Here is an 18,096-nt window from a genome sequence, read left to right as displayed (position 1 = left end):
ATTCTTGTCGCCATTGAAGGAGACTTGATACAAACGACGCGGGGTGGAGCAGCCCGGTAGCTCGTCGGGCTCATAACCCGAAGGCCGCAGGTTCAAATCCTGCCCCCGCAACCAAATTATCCTCGTAGGATCATGACGACGAGGGCCCTTAGCTCAGTTGGTTAGAGCTGTCGGCTCATAACCGATTGGTCGGGGGTTCGAGTCCCTCAGGGCCCACCACAGAGGATTTCAATCAAACCACCTTCACGACGATACGCGACCCGCCTCCATCACTTTCGTTCTCCGAACGATGGTGAGCGGAGGCGTTTTTGATTGGACTTCGATGCGTAGCCCGACGTTTGGGGGGGCGTGGCCCGGGCCGATCGCGAAGGGCTTTTGTGTTGACGCGGCATCCCAGCCATGGTATTATGTACCTCGTTGGTCTAACGGACGGGGCTTGGCCAGCTGTATCTTTGCGTGTTCTTGATGCGCCGGAGTGGTGGAATGGCAGACACAGCAGACTTAAAATCTGCCGGGAGCAATCCCGTACCGGTTCGAGTCCGGTCTTCGGCATACATAGCGATAGGAACAACGTACGGCTTCCATGAAAATGGATGCTGTGCGTTTTTTTTTTGCCGTTTCCGCTATTCCGCTACTCCGCTAGGAACGAAATAATATTCGGAAAATAAAAGAGGAATATAATAGGTCTCCATCCTGATGAACGGGAGACTGCGCAATGAAATGGAGATCCGGCTGGGCTTCGTCGTTCTCGAGTTGGAAGCTGCTCATGTTCGTCCTTGTTTCTTTGATGGTCCTGATGTCGATCTCTTCGCAAGGCTATATCGTCGGCAAACAATCGACCAAGACGATCGAAGGGCAGTATTCCCAGATGATCGCCGAAAATATCGATTCGCTGTCCGTCAACCTGTCGAACTATTTGAACTACATCGACGATTTCGCCCGTACGCTCTCGAACCATCCGGACCTGATCGGGGCGCTGGAGCGCGAAGACGGCGGAGCCGACCGGAAGCAGGCCGTCGAGGGAGAGCTGCGCAAATTCTCGGAATACTACCATCTACGGCTTCCCGTCCATATCCAAGTTTTCAGCGCCCGCGAAGAAGTGTACGCCTATCCCGCCGTGAATGCGCCGGAGGAGCGGAACTTGACGACCGCCGTGTCCGCCTTCCCCTGGTTCGGCAACCGGGTTGCCTTGGACAACGATTTTCTCCATTGGAACGTCGCCGGCGACTTCCATGACCCGTCGTCCTCGAACGCCCTCTACGTCAGCAAGAACATTACCCGCAACAACCGTTCGCTCGGCCTGCTCGTGATCGAGCTGAACGGTTCGCAGATCGAGCGCATGCTGAACCGCGCCCAGATCGACGAGAACAACCCCGTCTTTATTTTCTCAGGCGAATTGACGACTCTCTTCCACAATGAACAGCTGCCGCCCAGCTTCGGCGACGACGCCGAAGCCGCGCTGGACGGCGTCTACCGCTCCATCAAAGCCCGGAACAAGGACGAAGGCGCGCTGGACGTCCGGCTGTCCGGGTCCGACTATCGCCTGATCTACAAGCAGATCGCCGCGACGCCTTGGACAATGGTCTCCTTGATCCCGCCTTATCTGCTGCACGCGGACAGCGTGAGCATCTGGCGGATCACCGCGCTCACGATGGGCATCTCCGTCTTGTTCGTCGCGTTGTTCTTCGGCATTCTGTACGCGAAGGTGACGATGCCCGTCCGCCGCCTGTCCCGGATGGTCCGCCAGTATCGGGAAGGCCGCATGCCCGAGCCGTACGCCTACAAGGGATTTCGCGAGATCGAGACGCTGAGCGAGGGCATCTTCCAATTTCTCGGCGAGATCCGGGAGCAGTTCCATACGATCAAACGGGGCGAGGGGGAGAAAAGGAGGCTGGAATTGCAGCGGCTGCAAGAGCAGATGCGCCCGCATTTCTGGCACAACTCGCTGAATACCCTGCGATTCATGGCGGTGCTGCACGGCGATCCGACGATGGCGGAAGCCATTCTCTCGCTGACGAAGATGCTGGATTACACGCTGCGCAACACCGACGTGCGCTACAGCACGCTGGAAGAGGAGACGGCCTACGCGATGAGCTTCGTCCGGTTCCAGGAGATCCGATCGATGAAGCAAATTCGGGTCGAACTGGAGCTGGACGAGCCGGCGCGGCAAGCCCTCGTTCCGAAGTTCACGATCCAGCCGATCCTCGAAAATGCGATCGTCCACGGGTTCGCTCCGGCATTTCAGGGGGAGCCGCTAGTGCGGATCAAGGCGCAGCTCGCGGAAGGGTCGCTCGTCATCGCGCTGGAGGATAACGGGCGGGGAATCGACCCGCATCGTCTCGGCCAGCTGCTGCAGCCCAGGCGGCGTCCCTCCGGCGCATCGGGCGGCCTGAGCTTGTCCAATCTGCAGCAGCGCTTCAAGCTGGAATACGGCGAGCTCTACGGCATTACGGTGGAGAGCCGGCCGAACGCCTATACGCGCGTCAAGATGACGCTGCCTTATCAGCTCGAACCTCAACCGAAAGAAGGAGAAGCGCCATGAAAGTGATGATCGTCGAAGATGAGATTCTGGTCCGGTTGGGCCTCCGAAAAGCGATTCCGTGGTCCACCCTCGGAATGGAGCTCGTATGCGAAGCTCAGGACGGAGACGAGGCTTACGAATTGTTCAAGCTTCACCTGCCCGATATCGTGGTGGTTGACATCGAGCTCCCCAAGATGAACGGGCTCCAGTTCATTCGCTATGCCAAAACGCAACGCCCCGATTCGCGGTTTATCGTGCTGACCTGCCATCAGGACATGAAATACATGCGGGAAGCGATCCAGCTGCAGGTGAACGATTTTATGCTGAAGTCGACCTTGGACATGGACGAATTGTGCGGCATGCTGCAAAGTCTCTCGTTCGATCTGACGCGGGAGCGCGGCGAGACCGGGACAGCCCGGCTGTCGGGAGAAGCTGCCGAATCGCCGATCGCGCGGGAGACGGCGGAGCGCGCGTATTACGCGTTGGAGACAGCGCCGATCGGCCCGCTCCGGGAGATGCTGTCCGAGCCGGAGCAGCAGCTGAGGAGGGACATCTTCGAACGGCTAGAATCGCTTCAGTTCGCCGTGGCCAAGCAGAAGCTGGGCGAGCTTCGCGAAGCGTTGACCCGGCCCCCGCTGCTTCATCCCCACGTCGTCAAAAACACGATGACTGAATTTCTCTTCCGCGCCTGGTCCGCATGCGAAGCGTTGGCCGCCGGCAAGCAGGCGGCCCATCACCGGCTCGTCGATCGAATCTATGCGGCGCCGAGTCTGGACGAGACCGTCGCCCTGCTGGAGGAAGAGATGGACCGTCTGGAGGGATTGTTCGCGTTGACGCATTCGGGCGAGGACAAGGCCAAGATCGTCCTGTTGATCAAGCAATATATCAAGACGCACCTGGACCGGGAAATCTCGCTGCAGGATATCGCGAGCGCCTTTTATATCAACAGCAGCTACTTGAGCCGACTTTTCAAAGAAGTCAGCCGGACGAGCTTCACGGAGTACGTGCTGTACGAGAAGACGGAGCTCGCCATCGTCATGATGAAGAGCGGCAAGACGCTGACGGAAATCTCCGAGAAGCTCGGCTATTTGAATCTCAGCTCCTTCACCCGCATGTTCAAGAAAGTCCGCGGCAGCTCCCCTTCGCGATATTTGGACGGATAAACGAAAAGTCATCTCCGGTTAAAGACAACCCCTCTTTTTACATCCCCTTTACATGGGCCGTACCCAGGCTTGATCAGCGCGTCATCCCGATCCGGGAAGATAAACGATCGGTCATACGCTGTAGTCCCCGGCATGTCCTTTTCCTCCTATCATGAAGGTAGTCAGGCCTATCAACGATCGCAAGCGGGAGGAATGGAAAATGAAAGTCGGCAAATGGACCGCCGTATCGGTCAAGGGCGCGGCCGCGGTCGCGCTCGTATCCGCCCTGATCGGGGCGGGACCGAACGGCCTTTCGTTCGCGGCCGCTGCTCAAGCGCCGTCGGACATTCAAGGCCACTGGGCGGAGAGCACGCTGTCGCGCTGGTCGCAGTCCGGGCTGCTGAAGGGCTCGAACGGCAAGATCGAACCGAACCGTCCGCTCACCCGGGCCGAATGGACGGCGCTTGCAAACCGCGCGCTCGGCTACGTCGAAGCGGGCGAGGTCAAGTTCAAAGATTTGTCCGCGTCCAGTTGGGCGTACGAGGACATCCGCAAAGCCGTCAAGGCGGGCTATCTCGCCGGCTTCGAGGACGGCACGGTGCGCATCGGGAACCCCGTCAGCCGGCAGGAAGCGGCGGTGATGCTGGCGCGCATGCTCCGGCTAGGCGCGCAGGCGGGCGATGCCGCGGCCGCGCCTTTTACGGACGAGGCGTCCATCGCCGGCTGGAGCAGGGAGGCCGTTCACGCCCTCGTCAGCCAGCATCTCCTCTCCGGCTATCGCGACGGCTCCTTCAAGCCGCGGGCGTCGATCACCCGGGCGGAGGCGGTCGTCCTGCTGGACAAGGCCATGAACCTGCGGCACCCGACGGAGGGCGGCGGTTCGCCGGGGGCGGGCGGCACTCCGGCGCCGGGAGGCGGAAGCCCCGCGCCGGGAGGCGGAAGCCCAGCGCCGGGTGGCGGCAATCCGGCACCTGGAGGCGGCCCGACGGATGGAAGCGGCGGCCCGCCTTCGGGCGGAAACGGAGGTTCTAACGCCGAGCCGATTCTGACTTTCCCCGTCGTGAGCGATACGCATGTCGGAATCGAGGACGTCTCCGTCGACGCCGCAGCCAAGTTCGAACAAGCGCTGAAAGTGTATAAATCGCTGGGCAACTACAATGCAATCGTCGTCGACGGAGACATGACGGATGCCGGCACCGTCGCTCAATACGAGAGCGCGATGGGCATTCTGAACGCCAACAAGCCGGCGGGCGCCAAGGCGATCGTCGCTCCGGGCAATCACGAGTACTACGCCGCGAACGACGAGCTCGGCGGCGACAAGTATGCCGCCGCCGACCGGTTCTACAAGGAGACCGGCATGGACGGGAACGGGAATCAGGTGGAAGCCGTTGACCCGAAAGCCGAAAACGCGGGCGTTTTCTACGATACCTGGGTCAAGGGATACCACTTTATCGTCGTGGACCACGACCGGAGCGCCATGTCCGACGCCAAATACGAATGGCTCAAGGAGAAGATCGGCACGGACGAGAAGGGGAACCCGGCAGACGCCAAGAAGCCGGTATTCGTCCTGATGCACTACCCTTACAAGAACACCACCTACGGCAGCGAAGGCGCCGGATGGAACAACCCGGCCGAATACGCCAAGTTGAAGGCCGTCATGGCGAGCCATCCGAACGCCATTCTGATTACGGGGCATACGCACTATACGCTGGAGCACCCGAACACGATCAACGCCGCCGACGGCTTCATCCGCATCAACGACGGGGCTACCGCCTTCGTTCAGGCGCACGGCTACGCCAACGACAACGACATTTACCTGGACAAGAGCGTCTCGCAAGGTTTGCTGGTAAAAGTATACAGCGATCAAGTCGTGGTCGAGAGAAGGGAATTGGACCGGGACGGAGCGCTGATCGGAACCCCTTACGTCATCGACTTGAAGCGTCCGGTGGAATCGGCCCGGAAGTACTCGACGGACGCCGAGAACCCCGTCTTCAAGATAGGAACGAAGCTGAACGTGTCCGACGTATCCGCCGTGTCCGCCACCCTGACGTGGCCGAAGGCGACGGACGACACCAAGGTGGACGCCTATATCGTCACCGTCAACGGCAAGCTGATCGGCGCTCCTTCGGTCGTATCGCCTTATACGGAAGCTTCGAGCCATACGTTCTCGGCGAGGGGGTTGAGGCCGAACACCCCATATACCGTGTCCGTCAAGGCTCTGGACGCTTACGGGAAGGAATCCGCGCCCGTCACCGCCTCCTTCAAAACGTTGAGCGCAGGCACGGGGTACGACGCCCAAGCCGCGGACGTCCTGGATCTGGATTTCACGAACGTCTCCGGAAAAACCGTGAAGGACGCCACGTTGAACAAGAACGACGCCGCGCTGGAGAACAACGCCAAGATCGAGGACGATTCCTTGTTCGGCAAAAAGGCGCTCGTGCTGGACGGCCAAGGGGCGAGAGGGAAGCCGAGTTCGATAGCCCGGGTAACCTTTAACAGCAGCTTGTTCAAGCAGGATGCCTTGACGATGGAGACGGCCGTCTATATTTCTCCGGACAGCGACTTGTCCAAGGACGAGTATCACATTCTGGGCAACTATGAGAACGGCGGCTATTGCCTCTATTACGCCGCGGAAGACAAGAAGTTCGTCTTCGATACGCAAAATTCGAAAGACCCGGCGGAATCGGATGTCATCCAGAATGTCAAGGGCAAGGTGCTCTATCTGACCGCCGTCTATGAAGGCGACGCCGCGAACGGGTACGCGAACGGCTCCATCAAGCTCTATGTCAACGGAGCGCTGACCGGCAGCAATTCGACTTCCGGGCCGCTTCCGATCAACGAGTACAACGACCTGATCATCGGCGGCGACGCGGAAGCATACGGCGACGTAATCCATTACTTTGAGGGCGCGATCGGACAGGTCAAAGTCTATTCCCGGGCGCTCGGCCAAGACGAGATTGCCACCCGCTACAGCGCGTTCAAGAGCGCGCTGCCGACCGGCGACGTCGAATTCTACAAGACGGACGACGCGGCGGTGCCGCAGCCGCTCCGGGATTACGCGCTCGTGCTGGCCGGCAAGAAGACGGTCGATTACACCTATCCGTTCCAGACGTCCGCGCTGGCCGTTCTCGGTCAGACAGGCGGCGTGAACGTCATCGACCGCGCCGGCTTCATGTGGACGGGCGCCGGAACGACGTTGAAGCGCTTCGATCCGTATTCGGCCGATCCGGGCGCGGTGAAGCACTTCGCGGAAGGCACCGACTTCAAGGGGACGATCCAGGCGCTGCTGGCCGACGATCATCATCTGTGGGTGCTGACCGACCGGAGCGTCTCCCGTATTCGTTATCAATAACGCCCTAGATGAGGAGGACGGACAACATGAACATGAAGAAGCACGCCAAACGTCTTAAGCTTGCATCGATCGCGCTGCTAATCGCCGTTAGCGCGCCGCTGCCCGCGATGGCGAGCGACGGCCCGCCGCCGAACGCTTCCTATTCGCCGACCGTAATCGGCGAGACGTATCAGAAGAAGATGGTCTACTTCAGCAACGATGAATTCAATCGGTCCGCCGACTTAACGGAAGCGCAGAAAGCGGCCATTCTGGCCGGTCTGGACGCTTCCCGGACCATTCCGGACCAGCTCGAGGTGCTGAAGACGATCGGCTTGGAGCAGGTGACGGCGTTCGCGCAAGAGGGCGATACGCTCTGGATCGGCACGACGAAGGGGCTGCAGCGCCTGAACGTCAAGGAGAAAGATCCGCGGGACTACGCGCAATATCTCGCCGGTCCGCGCTATCTGTACAACGGCGACGACCGCGTCACCGGACTATATGCGGACGGCCAGAGCGGCGTATGGGTCCGCAACGGCAACGGCATCGTTCATATCGTCGTGACGACGGCATCGCTGAAGGACAAGGCGGATACGTACGAGCGGCTGACGAGAACGGTCAACGACCGCAACGGGATGATCGGCGAGGATGTCGCGTATGCCCGCAACGGGGACGCGTACGTCGGCAGGCCGACGACGAACGACAACGACGGCTTGTGGACGAGCGAATACGCGATCGGCGAGATCTACCGGTACTTGACGGCCAAGCGGGAGGGAGACGCCGCCGAGATGGCGGCGGCGAAGGCCGACGCGACCCGGGCGGCGAAGGCCGTCATGCTGCTCGCCCAGATCTCCGGACGCGGCGACGGCTTCATCGCCCGCTCCTATATCATGGAGGGCGATTCGCAGCCGAACGGCCTGTGGTTCAAGAAGCAAAAGACGGAAACGGTGCTGGAGGACGGCTCGGTGTCGACGGCCGTGTACGGCGTGGCCGTGGATACGTCCGACGCGCGGAAGAAGGGAGAGCTGCGGATTACCGATCCGAGACTCGTGGCCGAAGCCGAGAGCGCCTATGCGGCGGCGACCGGCCATGCCTATGCCGACGACTATGGCGACAAAGGAATCTTCCCCGTGCTCGCGGACAAGAGCGGCAACGTCGTCTGGCGGTTGAAGTCGCCGGTCGTCGAAGCGGTCGATCCGATGCTGGCCGAGCTGTACGGGGGCAACGCCAACGACGATAAGGTGATCTACAAGGCGGACACCTCCTCCGACGAAGTGAACGGCCAGATGGCGCTGCTGTACTTTGCGGCCAACTATCTGTTCGACGGGACGGGCGCGGAGGACGCGCATCTGAAGCAGCTGGCCATTCAGTTCGCCGACCGGATCGTCAAAGGCATCGTCACGAACGGCTTCGCGATGCTGGACGCGACCGGCAATCCGACGACCTGGGCACGGTGGAACGCCACGTACTTCGCGCCGCAGATCGACTACACCCTCAATACCGAAGGGGTGCCTCCCGGCGAGTACGAAGGCGGGTACGAGAGCGACGTCAACGCGGACGAGATCGTGAGCTTCGTCAAGACGGCCATCTACCTGACCTCGCTCGAGCCGGAGCTGTACGGAGCGGACAATGCCCTGTTCCGCGAGGTGTACGACAAGCTGTGGACGCCGCGCGCGGACGGCGGCAGCTACGACAACCGCGACAGCAGCTATTCCGACGCGACCAGCGGCATCGGCTACATCGAGATCATGGAGCAATATATTCAGCGCAAGAAGGACGTCCTGTCGAGCGACTTCGACGACTATCCGGACATCAACAGCGCGATCCACGCCTCCGAGAATTGGAGACTGGCCGTCAACTTCTCGGACGAGAACCTGTTCGCGATGGCGTTCCTGCCGCTGATCGACATCGAGATGAACGAGAACCCGAATTCCGAGAGAGTGGCGAAGCTGCGCGGCGTGTTCGATCAGTGGTGGGCGAACATGAAGGACGAGAACAATCCGTTCTACATCTACCTGTATCAGAAGACGTACCCGGAACGTACGGACGCCGACTTGGGCGCGGCCGCGTGGGCGCTGGCGCGCATGCCGCAATACCGCGTCTCCTTCCCGGTCAACAACAGCATGCGGGCCGACGCGCCGCTGGTGCAATATTTCAACTACCGCGATTATACGAAGATCAACGGAGACCGCAAAGGCGTCGTATCGACGAGCCGGCCGCTGCCGCTGGACGAGACGGACATCCACAAGTTCAATTCGAGCCCGTTCACGGCCTTCTCGGGCTATACCAACGCGACGATCCTCAACAACGATTACGTCGACTACACGAAGGTGAAGTACAACGGCGTCAGTTACACATCGGGCTCGATGGAGAGCGGCACGTGGTTCCTGCTTCCGTACTGGATGGGACGCTATCACGGCATGCTGAAGGAACAATAATCGAATGAGAATCGGGATGGGAGAGGGAGAAATGAATAGGAAGCACAAAGGAACTTCGCTCTTGCTGGCCGCAAGTCTCGTCTTGCTGTCGGCCTGCGGCAGCGGCGGGGGCTCCGCGAACGGCGGCGTCTCGCCTTCGGCATCGTCGGCCGCAGGCGGCGAAGCGCCCGGGAAGAAGGTCAAACTCGTCTTCTGGAACACCTCTTATCCGACGATCGACGAGAACGACAAGACGAAGAAAAAAGAGGATTTCTATATCTACAAGGCGATCGCCCGTTACGAAGCGGCCCATCCCAACGTCACGATCGACATCCAGGACATCCCGGATGGCGCGAACGCGATGACGAAGTTCCAGACGGCGGGCATCGCGAACAACGGCCCGGACGTTACGAACCTGTGGTCGGGCAATTATACGATGGACCTGAAGTCGTTCATTCAGCCGCTTAACTCGTATTTGCAGCCGTCGGACATCGAAGCGATGACCGGCTGGAACGCGGTGACGGAGAACTTCGCCGATACGGGGACGATCTACGGCATCCCGGACGGCAGCGACGGCACGATCGGCATTTTGTACAACAAGAAGCTGTTCGCCGCGGCCGGCGTCGATCCCGAACAGAACCCTCCTTCGAATTACGCCGAATTCGCGGATATGCTGAAGAAGCTGAAAGCGAGCGGGGTGACGCCGATCGGTACGGGCGAGGACGGCGACTTCGTCTACTTCCTGGACTACTGGTTCGCGCAGATGGTCGGCACGTCCGGCATCAACGATATCGTGAACGGAAAGCTGAACTTCCACGGCGAGAAGCTGCTCGAGGTGATGAAGAGCTACCTTCAGCTCTACAAGGACGGCTACGTGAAGACCGACCAGCACGAGACGCAATTCTACAACGGCAAGGTGGCGCTCATCTTCGGAGGCTTCAATCTCATCAACGACGCGCACGCCGCGCTCGGGGACGACCTGGGCATGATCAAGATTCCGAACTTCAGCGACGCGGCCTTGGTGAAGGACGGCGGCATCGGGGGCACCGGAGCGGACTTCGTCGTCTCCAAGTCGTCCGGGCATCCGGAAGAAGCGGTAAAGTTCATCCTCTTCCTGGTGAGCAAGGAAGAGCAGATCGCGCGGTTCAAGGACGGCTACGGGAAGCTGCTGAACCTGAAAAATGTCGACGCCGCCCAGTTCACCCAGAATCCGCTCGTCATCCGGCAGCAGCAATGGGCGAGCGAGCCCTCCACGATCTTCTGGCCGGACAACATCTATCCGTCGGAGCTGTCCGACTATATCGGCTCCCTCAACTCCCTCGTCATCAAGAGCCAGCTGGACGCCGGCGACTTCCTGACCAAGCTGGACCAGAAGCGGGACGAGATTCTCGCGCAGAAGTAAAAGCAGCAAAACATGTAAAAGTTGATTTTCAGGAATCTTCGCGGCGGCGGATCGCCGCGAAGATTCGATCCTTTCCGATAAAGAGAGGCTTGCCGCCATGCATTACCGTACTAGGGAATCCCTGACGGGCTATCTGTCGCTGCTGCCGGCGTTCCTCGCCCTGGCCGCGATCGTGTTCTACCCGATGGTCAACACCTTCATTCACAGCTTCACGAAATGGAACGGCGCCGACGCCGAATGGATCGGCCTGAGAAATTATACCTTCATCTTCACCAACGGAGAATTGTGGACGCTGCTTCGCAACAACGCGATCTTCCTGCTGTCGATCCCGGGCATCCTCCTGCTGTCCCTCATCGTCTCCGTCTTGCTGTTCGAAGAAGTGCGCGGCTGGCGGTTCTTCCGTTCGCTCTATTATATTCCGACGATTCTCTCCGCCGTCGTGGTCGGCATGCTGATGAAGATGATGTTCGCCCAGTCCGGCGTCGTGAACCAGTTCCTACGCGGGATCGGACTGTCCGACGGCAATACGGAGTGGCTCTCCCGCGCGCCTACGGCGTTTCTGGTACTGATCTTCTGCTTTTATTGGCAGACGCTCGGCCAGGGCGTCCTCATCTTCCTGTCCGGCCTGTCGTCCATCTCCCACGAGATCTACGAATCCGCCGGCATCGACGGAGCGGGCTGGTGGCAGCGGCTGATTCGCATCACCATGCCGTCCCTCGTGCCCACGATCGTTTACTTTACCGTCACCAACGCGATCTACTGCTTCATCGGCCTGTTCTCGCTCGTCTATTCGGTCACCCAGGGCGGACCGGGAAGAGAGACGACGCCCATCGATTACATGATCTATATCAAAGCGTTCCAGTCGCCCGGACAGCTCGGCTATTCCAGCGCCTTGTCGATCGTGCTGTTCGTCATCGTGCTGCTCGTGTCCTGGGCGCAAATCCGCCTGTCCAACCGTTTCGAAGAATAGGGAGTCGAACAAGCCATGGCCAACCGAAGGTCTTTGCCTGCGAGCTTTATCATCTATCTCGTCCTCATCGCGATTGCGGTCCTCGATTTCTACCCGGTCGTCTATATGGCGGTCAACAGCTCGCGGACCGCGGTCGACTTTTTCCGGAATCCCGGCGGCCTGCCGTCCGAGTGGAACTTCGACAACTTCAAGGCGCTGTATTACCGGTTCGACGTCCTTCGCCTCTTCGGCAACACGCTCTTCAGCGCCGCCGCCGCCTTCGCGCTCGCGATGGCGCTGACCGTGCCGGCTTCCTTCGCTTTCGCGAAGATCCGGTTCCCGTTCCGCCAGGGATTATATATGACGATCATCGCGACGATGACCATCCCCAGCATCACGTTCGTCGTGCCGAACTTCCTTCTCCTGTCGCGCCTCGGACTCGTGGATCATCTCGCCTCCGTCGTCCTCCTCTGGGCGATCACCAGCGTACCCTCGAACGTGTTCCTGCTGGCCGCGCTCATGCGGGGCATCCCGAACGAGATTCTGGAGGCGGGCAAGATCGACGGGATCGGGTACGTTCGGACGCTCGCCCGGATCGTCGTGCCGCTGTCGGCGCCCGGCATCATCACGCTCGCCATCTTTAACGCGACGGGCTGGTGGAACGATCTGTTCACGCCGCTGATCTTCCTGCAGTCGGATGATCTGAAGACGATGACGGTCGCCGTGGCGACGATCCTGAAGCGGTTCGACACCGATTATCCCTTGCTGCTGGCCGGGCTGTTCATGACGTCGATTCCACCGATCGCGATCTATGTCGCGCTGCAGAAATATATCAAAAAAGGACTTGTCATCGGGTCCGTCAAATAAAACAAGAGGTGCGAAAACATGACTCATCCACCCATTCGCTTGGCGGTCGTCGGCGGGAACCGGGGCGGCCGGTTCAGGAGCATCCTGTCGGCGCTGGAGGACCGGATTCGTCTCTCGGCCATCTGCGATCTGCGGGAGGCGGTGCTCGCCGAGTGGCAGACGGAGTACCCCGGCGTTGCCGGGTATACCGATTACGATCGCATGCTGGACGATCCGACCGTCGACGCCGTCCTGCTGGCCAGCCCGATGCTGCTGCATGCCCGCCAGGCGATCCGGGCGCTCCGCGCCGGGAAGCACGTGCTGAGCGAGGTCATCGCGGCCCATACGCTCGAAGAGACGTGGGAACTGGTCGAGACCGTAGAGCGGACCGGGCTGACTTATATGCTGGCCGAAAATTACTGCTACGAGCGCGAGAGCCTCGTCGTTCAGCGGATGGCGGAAAGCGGTCAGTTCGGCGAGTTGACTTACCTCGAAGGGGGATACATCCACGATCTGCGGCACGCGGTTCACGCGCCCGACGGATCGCTGACCTGGAGAGGGGAGCTACATCGCGATTACGACGGGCTCAACTATCCGACCCATTCGATCGGACCGCTCGCCAAATGGCTGGGGCTCGGCAAGAACGGAGGAGACCGGTTCGCCACGCTCTCCGCGTTCTCGTCCCCTTCGCGGTCGTTGCGGCGCTATTTCCGGGACAAGTTCGGCCACGGCCATCCGGCCGCCCAAGCGGGATATTGGAAGCAGGGGGATTCGGCCGTCGCGGATATCGTCACGGCGAACGGCGTGCTCATTCACCTGCGCGTGGACTGGACGTCCGCAAGGCCGCACAATATGCACCACTATGCGCTGCAAGGAACGGATGGCGCCTATCTATCCCGGCGGCACGACGGCGAAGAAGACCTGGTCTGGCTTCAGGGGCGGTCGCCGATGGCGACGCCGCCTTGGGGCGGACAACCGGAAGGGCAGTGGGAGCCGTTCGGCCGCTACTTTGAAGCGTTCGACTCCCCTTCGTGGCAGCAAATGGAGGCGGCTTCGAGGGGGACCGGGCACGGCGGGTCCAATCAGCTCGTGCTGGAGGAATTCGCGGCGGCCATCCGGGCACGGCGCCGGCCCGCCATCGACGTCTACGACGCGGCCGAATGGAGCTGCATCTTCGCGCTGTCGGAGGCGTCGCGCAGACGGGGCGGCGCGCCGGTCGCGTTTCCCGATTTTCGAAAGAGTGACAGGAGGAGCGGAGGATGAACGAAGAGAGACAGCTGCCGCAATTGGTCATGCGCAGATCGTTGGATTGCCTCCCGGACGATACATGGCCGGAAGGGTATACGTTAAGAAGCTTCGCGCCCGGGGACGAAGCCCATTGGGAACGAATCGTCGAGCGGGCGTTCGGATGGAGCCGAAGCTTCCAGAAGACGATCCGATCCCACTACTACTTCAGTCCGGAGCGGGTGCTTTTCGTCTGCGCGGGGGAGGCGCCGGTGGCGACGGCTTGCGCCTGGCAGGAGCCGCAATGGGAGGAAGACTGCGGCTACCTGCACATGGTAGGCGTAGATCCCGCGTTTGCCGGCCTTGGACTCGGCTACCGGGTCAGCCTGGCCGCGCTGCGGCAGATGGCCGCGGACGGCAAGCGGCGGGCGGTACTGGAGACCGACGACTTCCGGCTGCCGGCCGTACGTACGTATCTGAAGCTGGGCTTCCGTCCCGACGCGCCGACGGACGGCCTGCAATCCCGGTGGCAGCGCGTCTACCGCGAGTTGAAGCTGCCGTACGGCGTACAGGTCGCGCAGGATACGCGACCCGGAGATCCGTCGGCGCCCAACGAGGATGCCGTGGTCGTGAATCCGGAGGCGCACGTCTACGGGGTCATCGACGGCGTGTCGGCCATGCTGCCTTATCAGGACGAAGAAGGCCGCACGGGCGGCTACGTCGCTTCCCGGCTGCTGGCGGATGAGCTTGGCGCGGCGGATCCCGAGCCGGACTTGAGAGCGGCGGTGCTGCGCGCCAATGCGGCGCTGATGCAGCGTATGGAGGCGGCCGGCGTCGACGTCGCCGGGAAGTGGAAGCGCTGGGGGGCGGTGTTCGCCGTGGTGAAGTGGAGCCGGGCGCGCGTCGAATACGTGCAAGCCGGGGACTGCATGCTGCTGGCCCGGTACAAGGACGGCGACGTGCGGGTTCTCACCCGCAATCAAGTCGCGGGCTTCGACCTCAAGGCGCTGAACGCCAAGCGTCAGCTCGCCCAGTCGGGCAAGCTGTCGGAAGAAGAGATCGCGAGCCGCCTGAAGCCGGTGTTCAAGTGCAACCGGGACAAAGCGAACGCACCCGACGGTTACGCCGTCATGAACGGCGATCCCGCGCTGGCCGACACGTTGGAGTACGGCAGCCTCTCCACGGCCAACCTAGCGCGCATCTATGCGGTGACGGACGGCATGTTCCACTTTATCGAGAACGACGACGATCCGCGCAAGTGGGAGAAGCTGGCGGACCGGCTGGACGCGCAAGGGATCGGGCCGTACATGGACGAGCTGGCCGCGATGGAGGAGCAGGATGCTTCGTGCGAGCGGTACCCGCGGCACAAGAAGTCCGACGACAAGTCGGCGGTGATCGTGGAGCTGCCTTGGGATTAGCGGGAGGGGAAGAGAGACGCTGATGCCGGCCGGAAGCGGCCTGCTCGGATCGCAACTGCGATTGCTGGGCGGGCGGCTGCAGGAAATCGCGCGGCAGTGGCCAAAAAGAATAAGAGAGGGCATTCCGGTAGCAGCCCGGAGATGCCCTTCGTTTGCTTGCATTCGTCCATTTTAGCGAACAAGGGACGTCCGCCTATCCGCTTTTGATCTCATCCAGAGTAAGTTATTGGATCAGTCTTGACGAGGAGAGATCAACATGTTGAAATGGGTTCCGCCGTTCCCGCCATTTCCCGTCCCTCCGCAACAGCCCGATCCGTTCGTGCCTCCGATTCCGCCCATTCCGCCAGTAGCGCCGGTGCCGCCGGTACCGCCGGTTTAAGGCGCTTGAAGGGTTTCCGCCCGGCTACGCAAAGCCTCGCGAAAAATGGAATGCAATTCTCGAAAAGCGGAAGCAGGAGATGAGAGGCTCCGCGTAGAAAAGAGGTATTCTGAAATAAATCGATCCGGACACACGGGGAGCAAAACATCATGACGAAGCAGTACGCTATCGACAAAGCCAAAATCTTGAACCGCGAGAACAACCGCTCTTACTTTGTCATCCTGGAGCCGGAGACGGACGAATACCGGATCGTCGAGAAGAAGGAAAAAGACGAGAAGCAGCTCAACCGCTACGTCATCTTCAGCATCGAGGCGGACGAATAGGACAGACGCCAGGACGCCAAAGAAGCGCCGACCGCAAAGGGTTGGCGCTTCTTTGGCGATAATGCTCCGCTTCAGCTCTCCAGCCCGATCGCCCGGGCAAAGGCCCGCTGCAGCCTGCGGGTGACGGGGCCGGGCTCGCCGGAGCCGATCGGACGGCCGTCGACGGAGACGATCGGCGTCACTTCGACGGTCGTCCCGGTGACGAACGCTTCGTCGGCCGCCAGCAGCTCGTCCACCGTGAAGGGACGTTCCTCGGCCCGGATGTCCTCGGCGCGGGCGAGGCGCAACGACACGGCGCGCGTGACGCCGTGAAGGATGAGGTTGTTGGCAGGATGCGTGAGGATCCGGCCGTCCTTGACGATCATGACGTTCGAGGCGCTGCTCTCGGTGACGATGTCGCCCCGGCGGAGGATGGCGTCGCCTGCGCCGCGCTCGGCGGCCTCCTGCTTCGCCAGCACGTTCGCGAGCAGGTTCAGCGTCTTGTAGTCGCAATGCAGCCAGCGCGTGTCCTCGAGCGTGATGGTCTTGATCCCGGCCTCCATCGTCGTGACCGGGCGCGCAACCTCGTTGCAATACGCCATCGCCATCGGCTGGGCATCGGCCGGGAAGAGATGATTGCGCGGGGCGACGCCGCGGGTAATCTGCAGATAGACGGTGCCTTCCCGCACTTCGTTGCGCAGGACCAGCTCCGTCAGGACGCCCTCCAGCTCGGCCTCGCCGAAGGGCAGCGCGAGTTTCACGCCGGCCGCGCTCCGCGCCAGACGCTCGTAGTGAAGCCCGGTCTCGAACAGGCGGCCGCCGTAGACGCGATAAACCTCGTAGACGCCGTCTCCGAAGTAATAGCCCCGGTCTTGGGGCGAGACGCGTACCGCCTCAGCGGGCAGGAATTGATTGTCGTACCAGTAGATCGGCGACATCGATAGGTCCTCCTTCGATTGCGCAGCGTAAGTCTGCGGTCGATTTGCTATAATGGAAGCTCGTACATCTCTCATCATCATAAATCAGGAGGACCCCTACATGCCAGCCGTGTTCACCAACGATTGGAACGAGCTGCTCCATAAGGAGATGGAGCAGCCCTATTACCGGGAGCTGCGCCAGCGGCTCGCGGCGGAGTACCGGGAACAGGTCGTCTACCCGGATATGCATCACATCTTTCAGGCGCTGCATTGGACGCCCTATGCCGACGCCAAGGTCGTCATCCTCGGTCAGGACCCGTACCACGGACCCGGACAGGCCCACGGACTCAGCTTCTCGGTCCAGCCGGGCGTGCGCCAGCCGCCATCGCTGAAAAATATTTTCAAGGAGCTGTACGAAGACTTGGCCTGCGCCGTCCCGTCGCACGGCAATCTCGCGCATTGGGCCAAGCAGGGCGTGCTGCTGCTGAACGCGGTACTGACGGTGCGCGCCGGCCAAGCCAACTCCCACAAGGGACTCGGCTGGGAGAAGTTCACGGACGCGGTCATCGCCGCGCTGAACGAGCGGGAGCAGCCGCTCGTCTTTATCTTATGGGGCAGCCATGCGCAGAAGAAGGCGGCCTTCATCGACAAGCGCCGCCATCGCGTGATCGCCTCGGCGCATCCGAGCCCGCTGTCGGCGTACAACGGCTTCTTCGGGAGCAAGCCGTTCTCGCAGGCGAATGCGTATTTGCGCGCGTTCGGGCAAGCGGAGATCGACTGGTGCGTGCCGGAACTCGGCGCCCAGGCGATCGCGGACGCGCGCATAGAGTCGGCGGCGGCCGCGGAGCGGGAAGGCCGGGCGTGAGCCGGACGCGCTGGCTGACGCCGGCAACGGGCTTCCTCGCCGGCTATACGCACACGTTGAACCCGTACGTCGGCTGCGCGTACGGGTGCTCGTACTGCTACGTGCGGCGATTGCCGGTGGCGCTGTTCCGCGGCGAGCCGTGGGGCGAGTGGGCGCAGCGCAAGCAAGGCGAACCCGCGACGCTCGCGAGCGAGCTGGCGCGCGCGAAGCGCAAAGGGCCCGTCACCGTGTTCTTCTCGTCGGTGACGGACCCTTATCAGCCGCTCGAAGCCAAAGAGCGGCTCTCGCGGGCGTTGCTGGCGGCGATGGCGGACGAGCCGCCGGAGCACGTCGACGTCGCGCGTCACGAGCGGTCCACGCGTCTGGAAGAGCACGAAGTCCGGCGG

Annotated in this window: 12 protein-coding genes, 3 tRNA genes and 1 pseudogene; 15 read left to right on the top strand and 1 reads right to left on the bottom strand. The window is 61.5% G+C overall.

Annotated features, from left to right (window positions below; all coding sequences use genetic code 11):
* Positions 1-37: 37 nt before the first annotated feature.
* From H7C19_RS21100 to H7C19_RS21040, 13 genes are all read left to right on the top strand, one after another.
* Positions 38-114: transfer RNA gene (locus H7C19_RS21100), tRNA-Met, on the top strand.
* Positions 115-142: 28 nt separating this feature from the next.
* Positions 143-219: transfer RNA gene (locus H7C19_RS21095), tRNA-Ile, on the top strand.
* Between the two features lie 250 nt (positions 220-469).
* Positions 470-552 (top strand) — tRNA-Leu (locus H7C19_RS21090).
* A 163-nt stretch (positions 553-715) separates the two neighbouring features.
* Positions 716-2,542 carry a sensor histidine kinase gene (locus H7C19_RS21085; protein ID WP_185671031.1) on the top strand — a complete coding sequence of 609 codons (1,827 nt, stop codon included), beginning with the start codon at positions 716-718 and terminating at the stop codon, positions 2,540-2,542.
* The gene (locus H7C19_RS21080) at positions 2,539-3,684 is read left to right on the top strand and encodes a response regulator transcription factor (protein ID WP_185671030.1); all 1,146 of its coding nucleotides are present in this window, start codon (positions 2,539-2,541) and stop codon (positions 3,682-3,684) included. The genes H7C19_RS21085 and H7C19_RS21080 overlap by 4 nt, the downstream gene beginning before the upstream one ends.
* A gap of 199 nt (positions 3,685-3,883) precedes the next feature.
* Complete coding sequence (locus H7C19_RS21075) at positions 3,884-7,015, top strand: S-layer homology domain-containing protein (protein WP_185671029.1); 3,132 nt, start codon at positions 3,884-3,886, stop codon at positions 7,013-7,015.
* Between the two features lie 26 nt (positions 7,016-7,041).
* Positions 7,042-9,429 carry a hypothetical protein gene (locus H7C19_RS21070; RefSeq protein ID WP_185671028.1) on the top strand — a complete coding sequence of 796 codons (2,388 nt, stop codon included), beginning with the start codon at positions 7,042-7,044 and terminating at the stop codon, positions 9,427-9,429.
* A gap of 31 nt (positions 9,430-9,460) precedes the next feature.
* Positions 9,461-10,810 (top strand): ABC transporter substrate-binding protein, encoded by a 1,350-nt coding sequence (locus tag H7C19_RS21065; RefSeq protein ID WP_185671027.1) that lies wholly within the window; start codon positions 9,461-9,463, stop codon positions 10,808-10,810.
* Positions 10,811-10,907: 97 nt separating this feature from the next.
* Entirely contained in the window at positions 10,908-11,780 is an 873-nt protein-coding gene (locus H7C19_RS21060; protein ID WP_185671026.1) for a carbohydrate ABC transporter permease, read from the top strand.
* A 15-nt stretch (positions 11,781-11,795) separates the two neighbouring features.
* Positions 11,796-12,626: a carbohydrate ABC transporter permease gene (locus tag H7C19_RS21055; protein ID WP_185671025.1), complete on the top strand. Its 831-nt coding sequence runs from the start codon at positions 11,796-11,798 to the stop codon at positions 12,624-12,626.
* A gap of 18 nt (positions 12,627-12,644) precedes the next feature.
* Entirely contained in the window at positions 12,645-13,868 is a 1,224-nt protein-coding gene (locus H7C19_RS21050) for a Gfo/Idh/MocA family protein (RefSeq protein WP_185671024.1), read from the top strand.
* Positions 13,865-15,247, top strand: a complete 1,383-nt coding sequence (locus tag H7C19_RS21045; RefSeq protein ID WP_185671023.1) for a GNAT family N-acetyltransferase — start codon at positions 13,865-13,867, stop codon at positions 15,245-15,247. The genes H7C19_RS21050 and H7C19_RS21045 overlap by 4 nt, the downstream gene beginning before the upstream one ends.
* A 528-nt stretch (positions 15,248-15,775) precedes the next feature.
* Positions 15,776-15,949, top strand: coding sequence for a hypothetical protein (locus tag H7C19_RS21040; protein ID WP_185671022.1), 174 nt, complete (start codon positions 15,776-15,778; stop codon positions 15,947-15,949).
* A gap of 71 nt (positions 15,950-16,020) precedes the next feature.
* Here H7C19_RS21040 and dat read toward each other — a convergent pair whose 3' ends face one another.
* Positions 16,021-16,866, bottom strand: a complete 846-nt coding sequence (gene dat, locus H7C19_RS21035; RefSeq protein ID WP_185671021.1) for a D-amino-acid transaminase — start codon at positions 16,864-16,866, stop codon at positions 16,021-16,023.
* Positions 16,867-16,966: 100 nt separating this feature from the next.
* On the opposite strand from dat, the gene H7C19_RS21030 reads away from it, so the two are divergent.
* On the top strand, positions 16,967-17,710 hold the full coding sequence (locus tag H7C19_RS21030) for a uracil-DNA glycosylase (protein ID WP_185671020.1): 744 nt from the start codon (positions 16,967-16,969) through the stop codon (positions 17,708-17,710).
* Positions 17,707-18,096 (top strand): annotated as a pseudogene (locus H7C19_RS21025) (hypothetical protein); the annotation flags it as partial. The gene H7C19_RS21030 and the pseudogene H7C19_RS21025, both read left to right, overlap by 4 nt.

The organism is Cohnella nanjingensis, from assembly GCF_014212125.1.
GTDB lineage: Bacteria > Bacillota > Bacilli > Paenibacillales > Paenibacillaceae > Cohnella > Cohnella nanjingensis.
The sequence above is the reverse complement of the archived record's forward strand: the minus strand, read 5'-3'. Positions and strand labels throughout refer to the sequence as shown.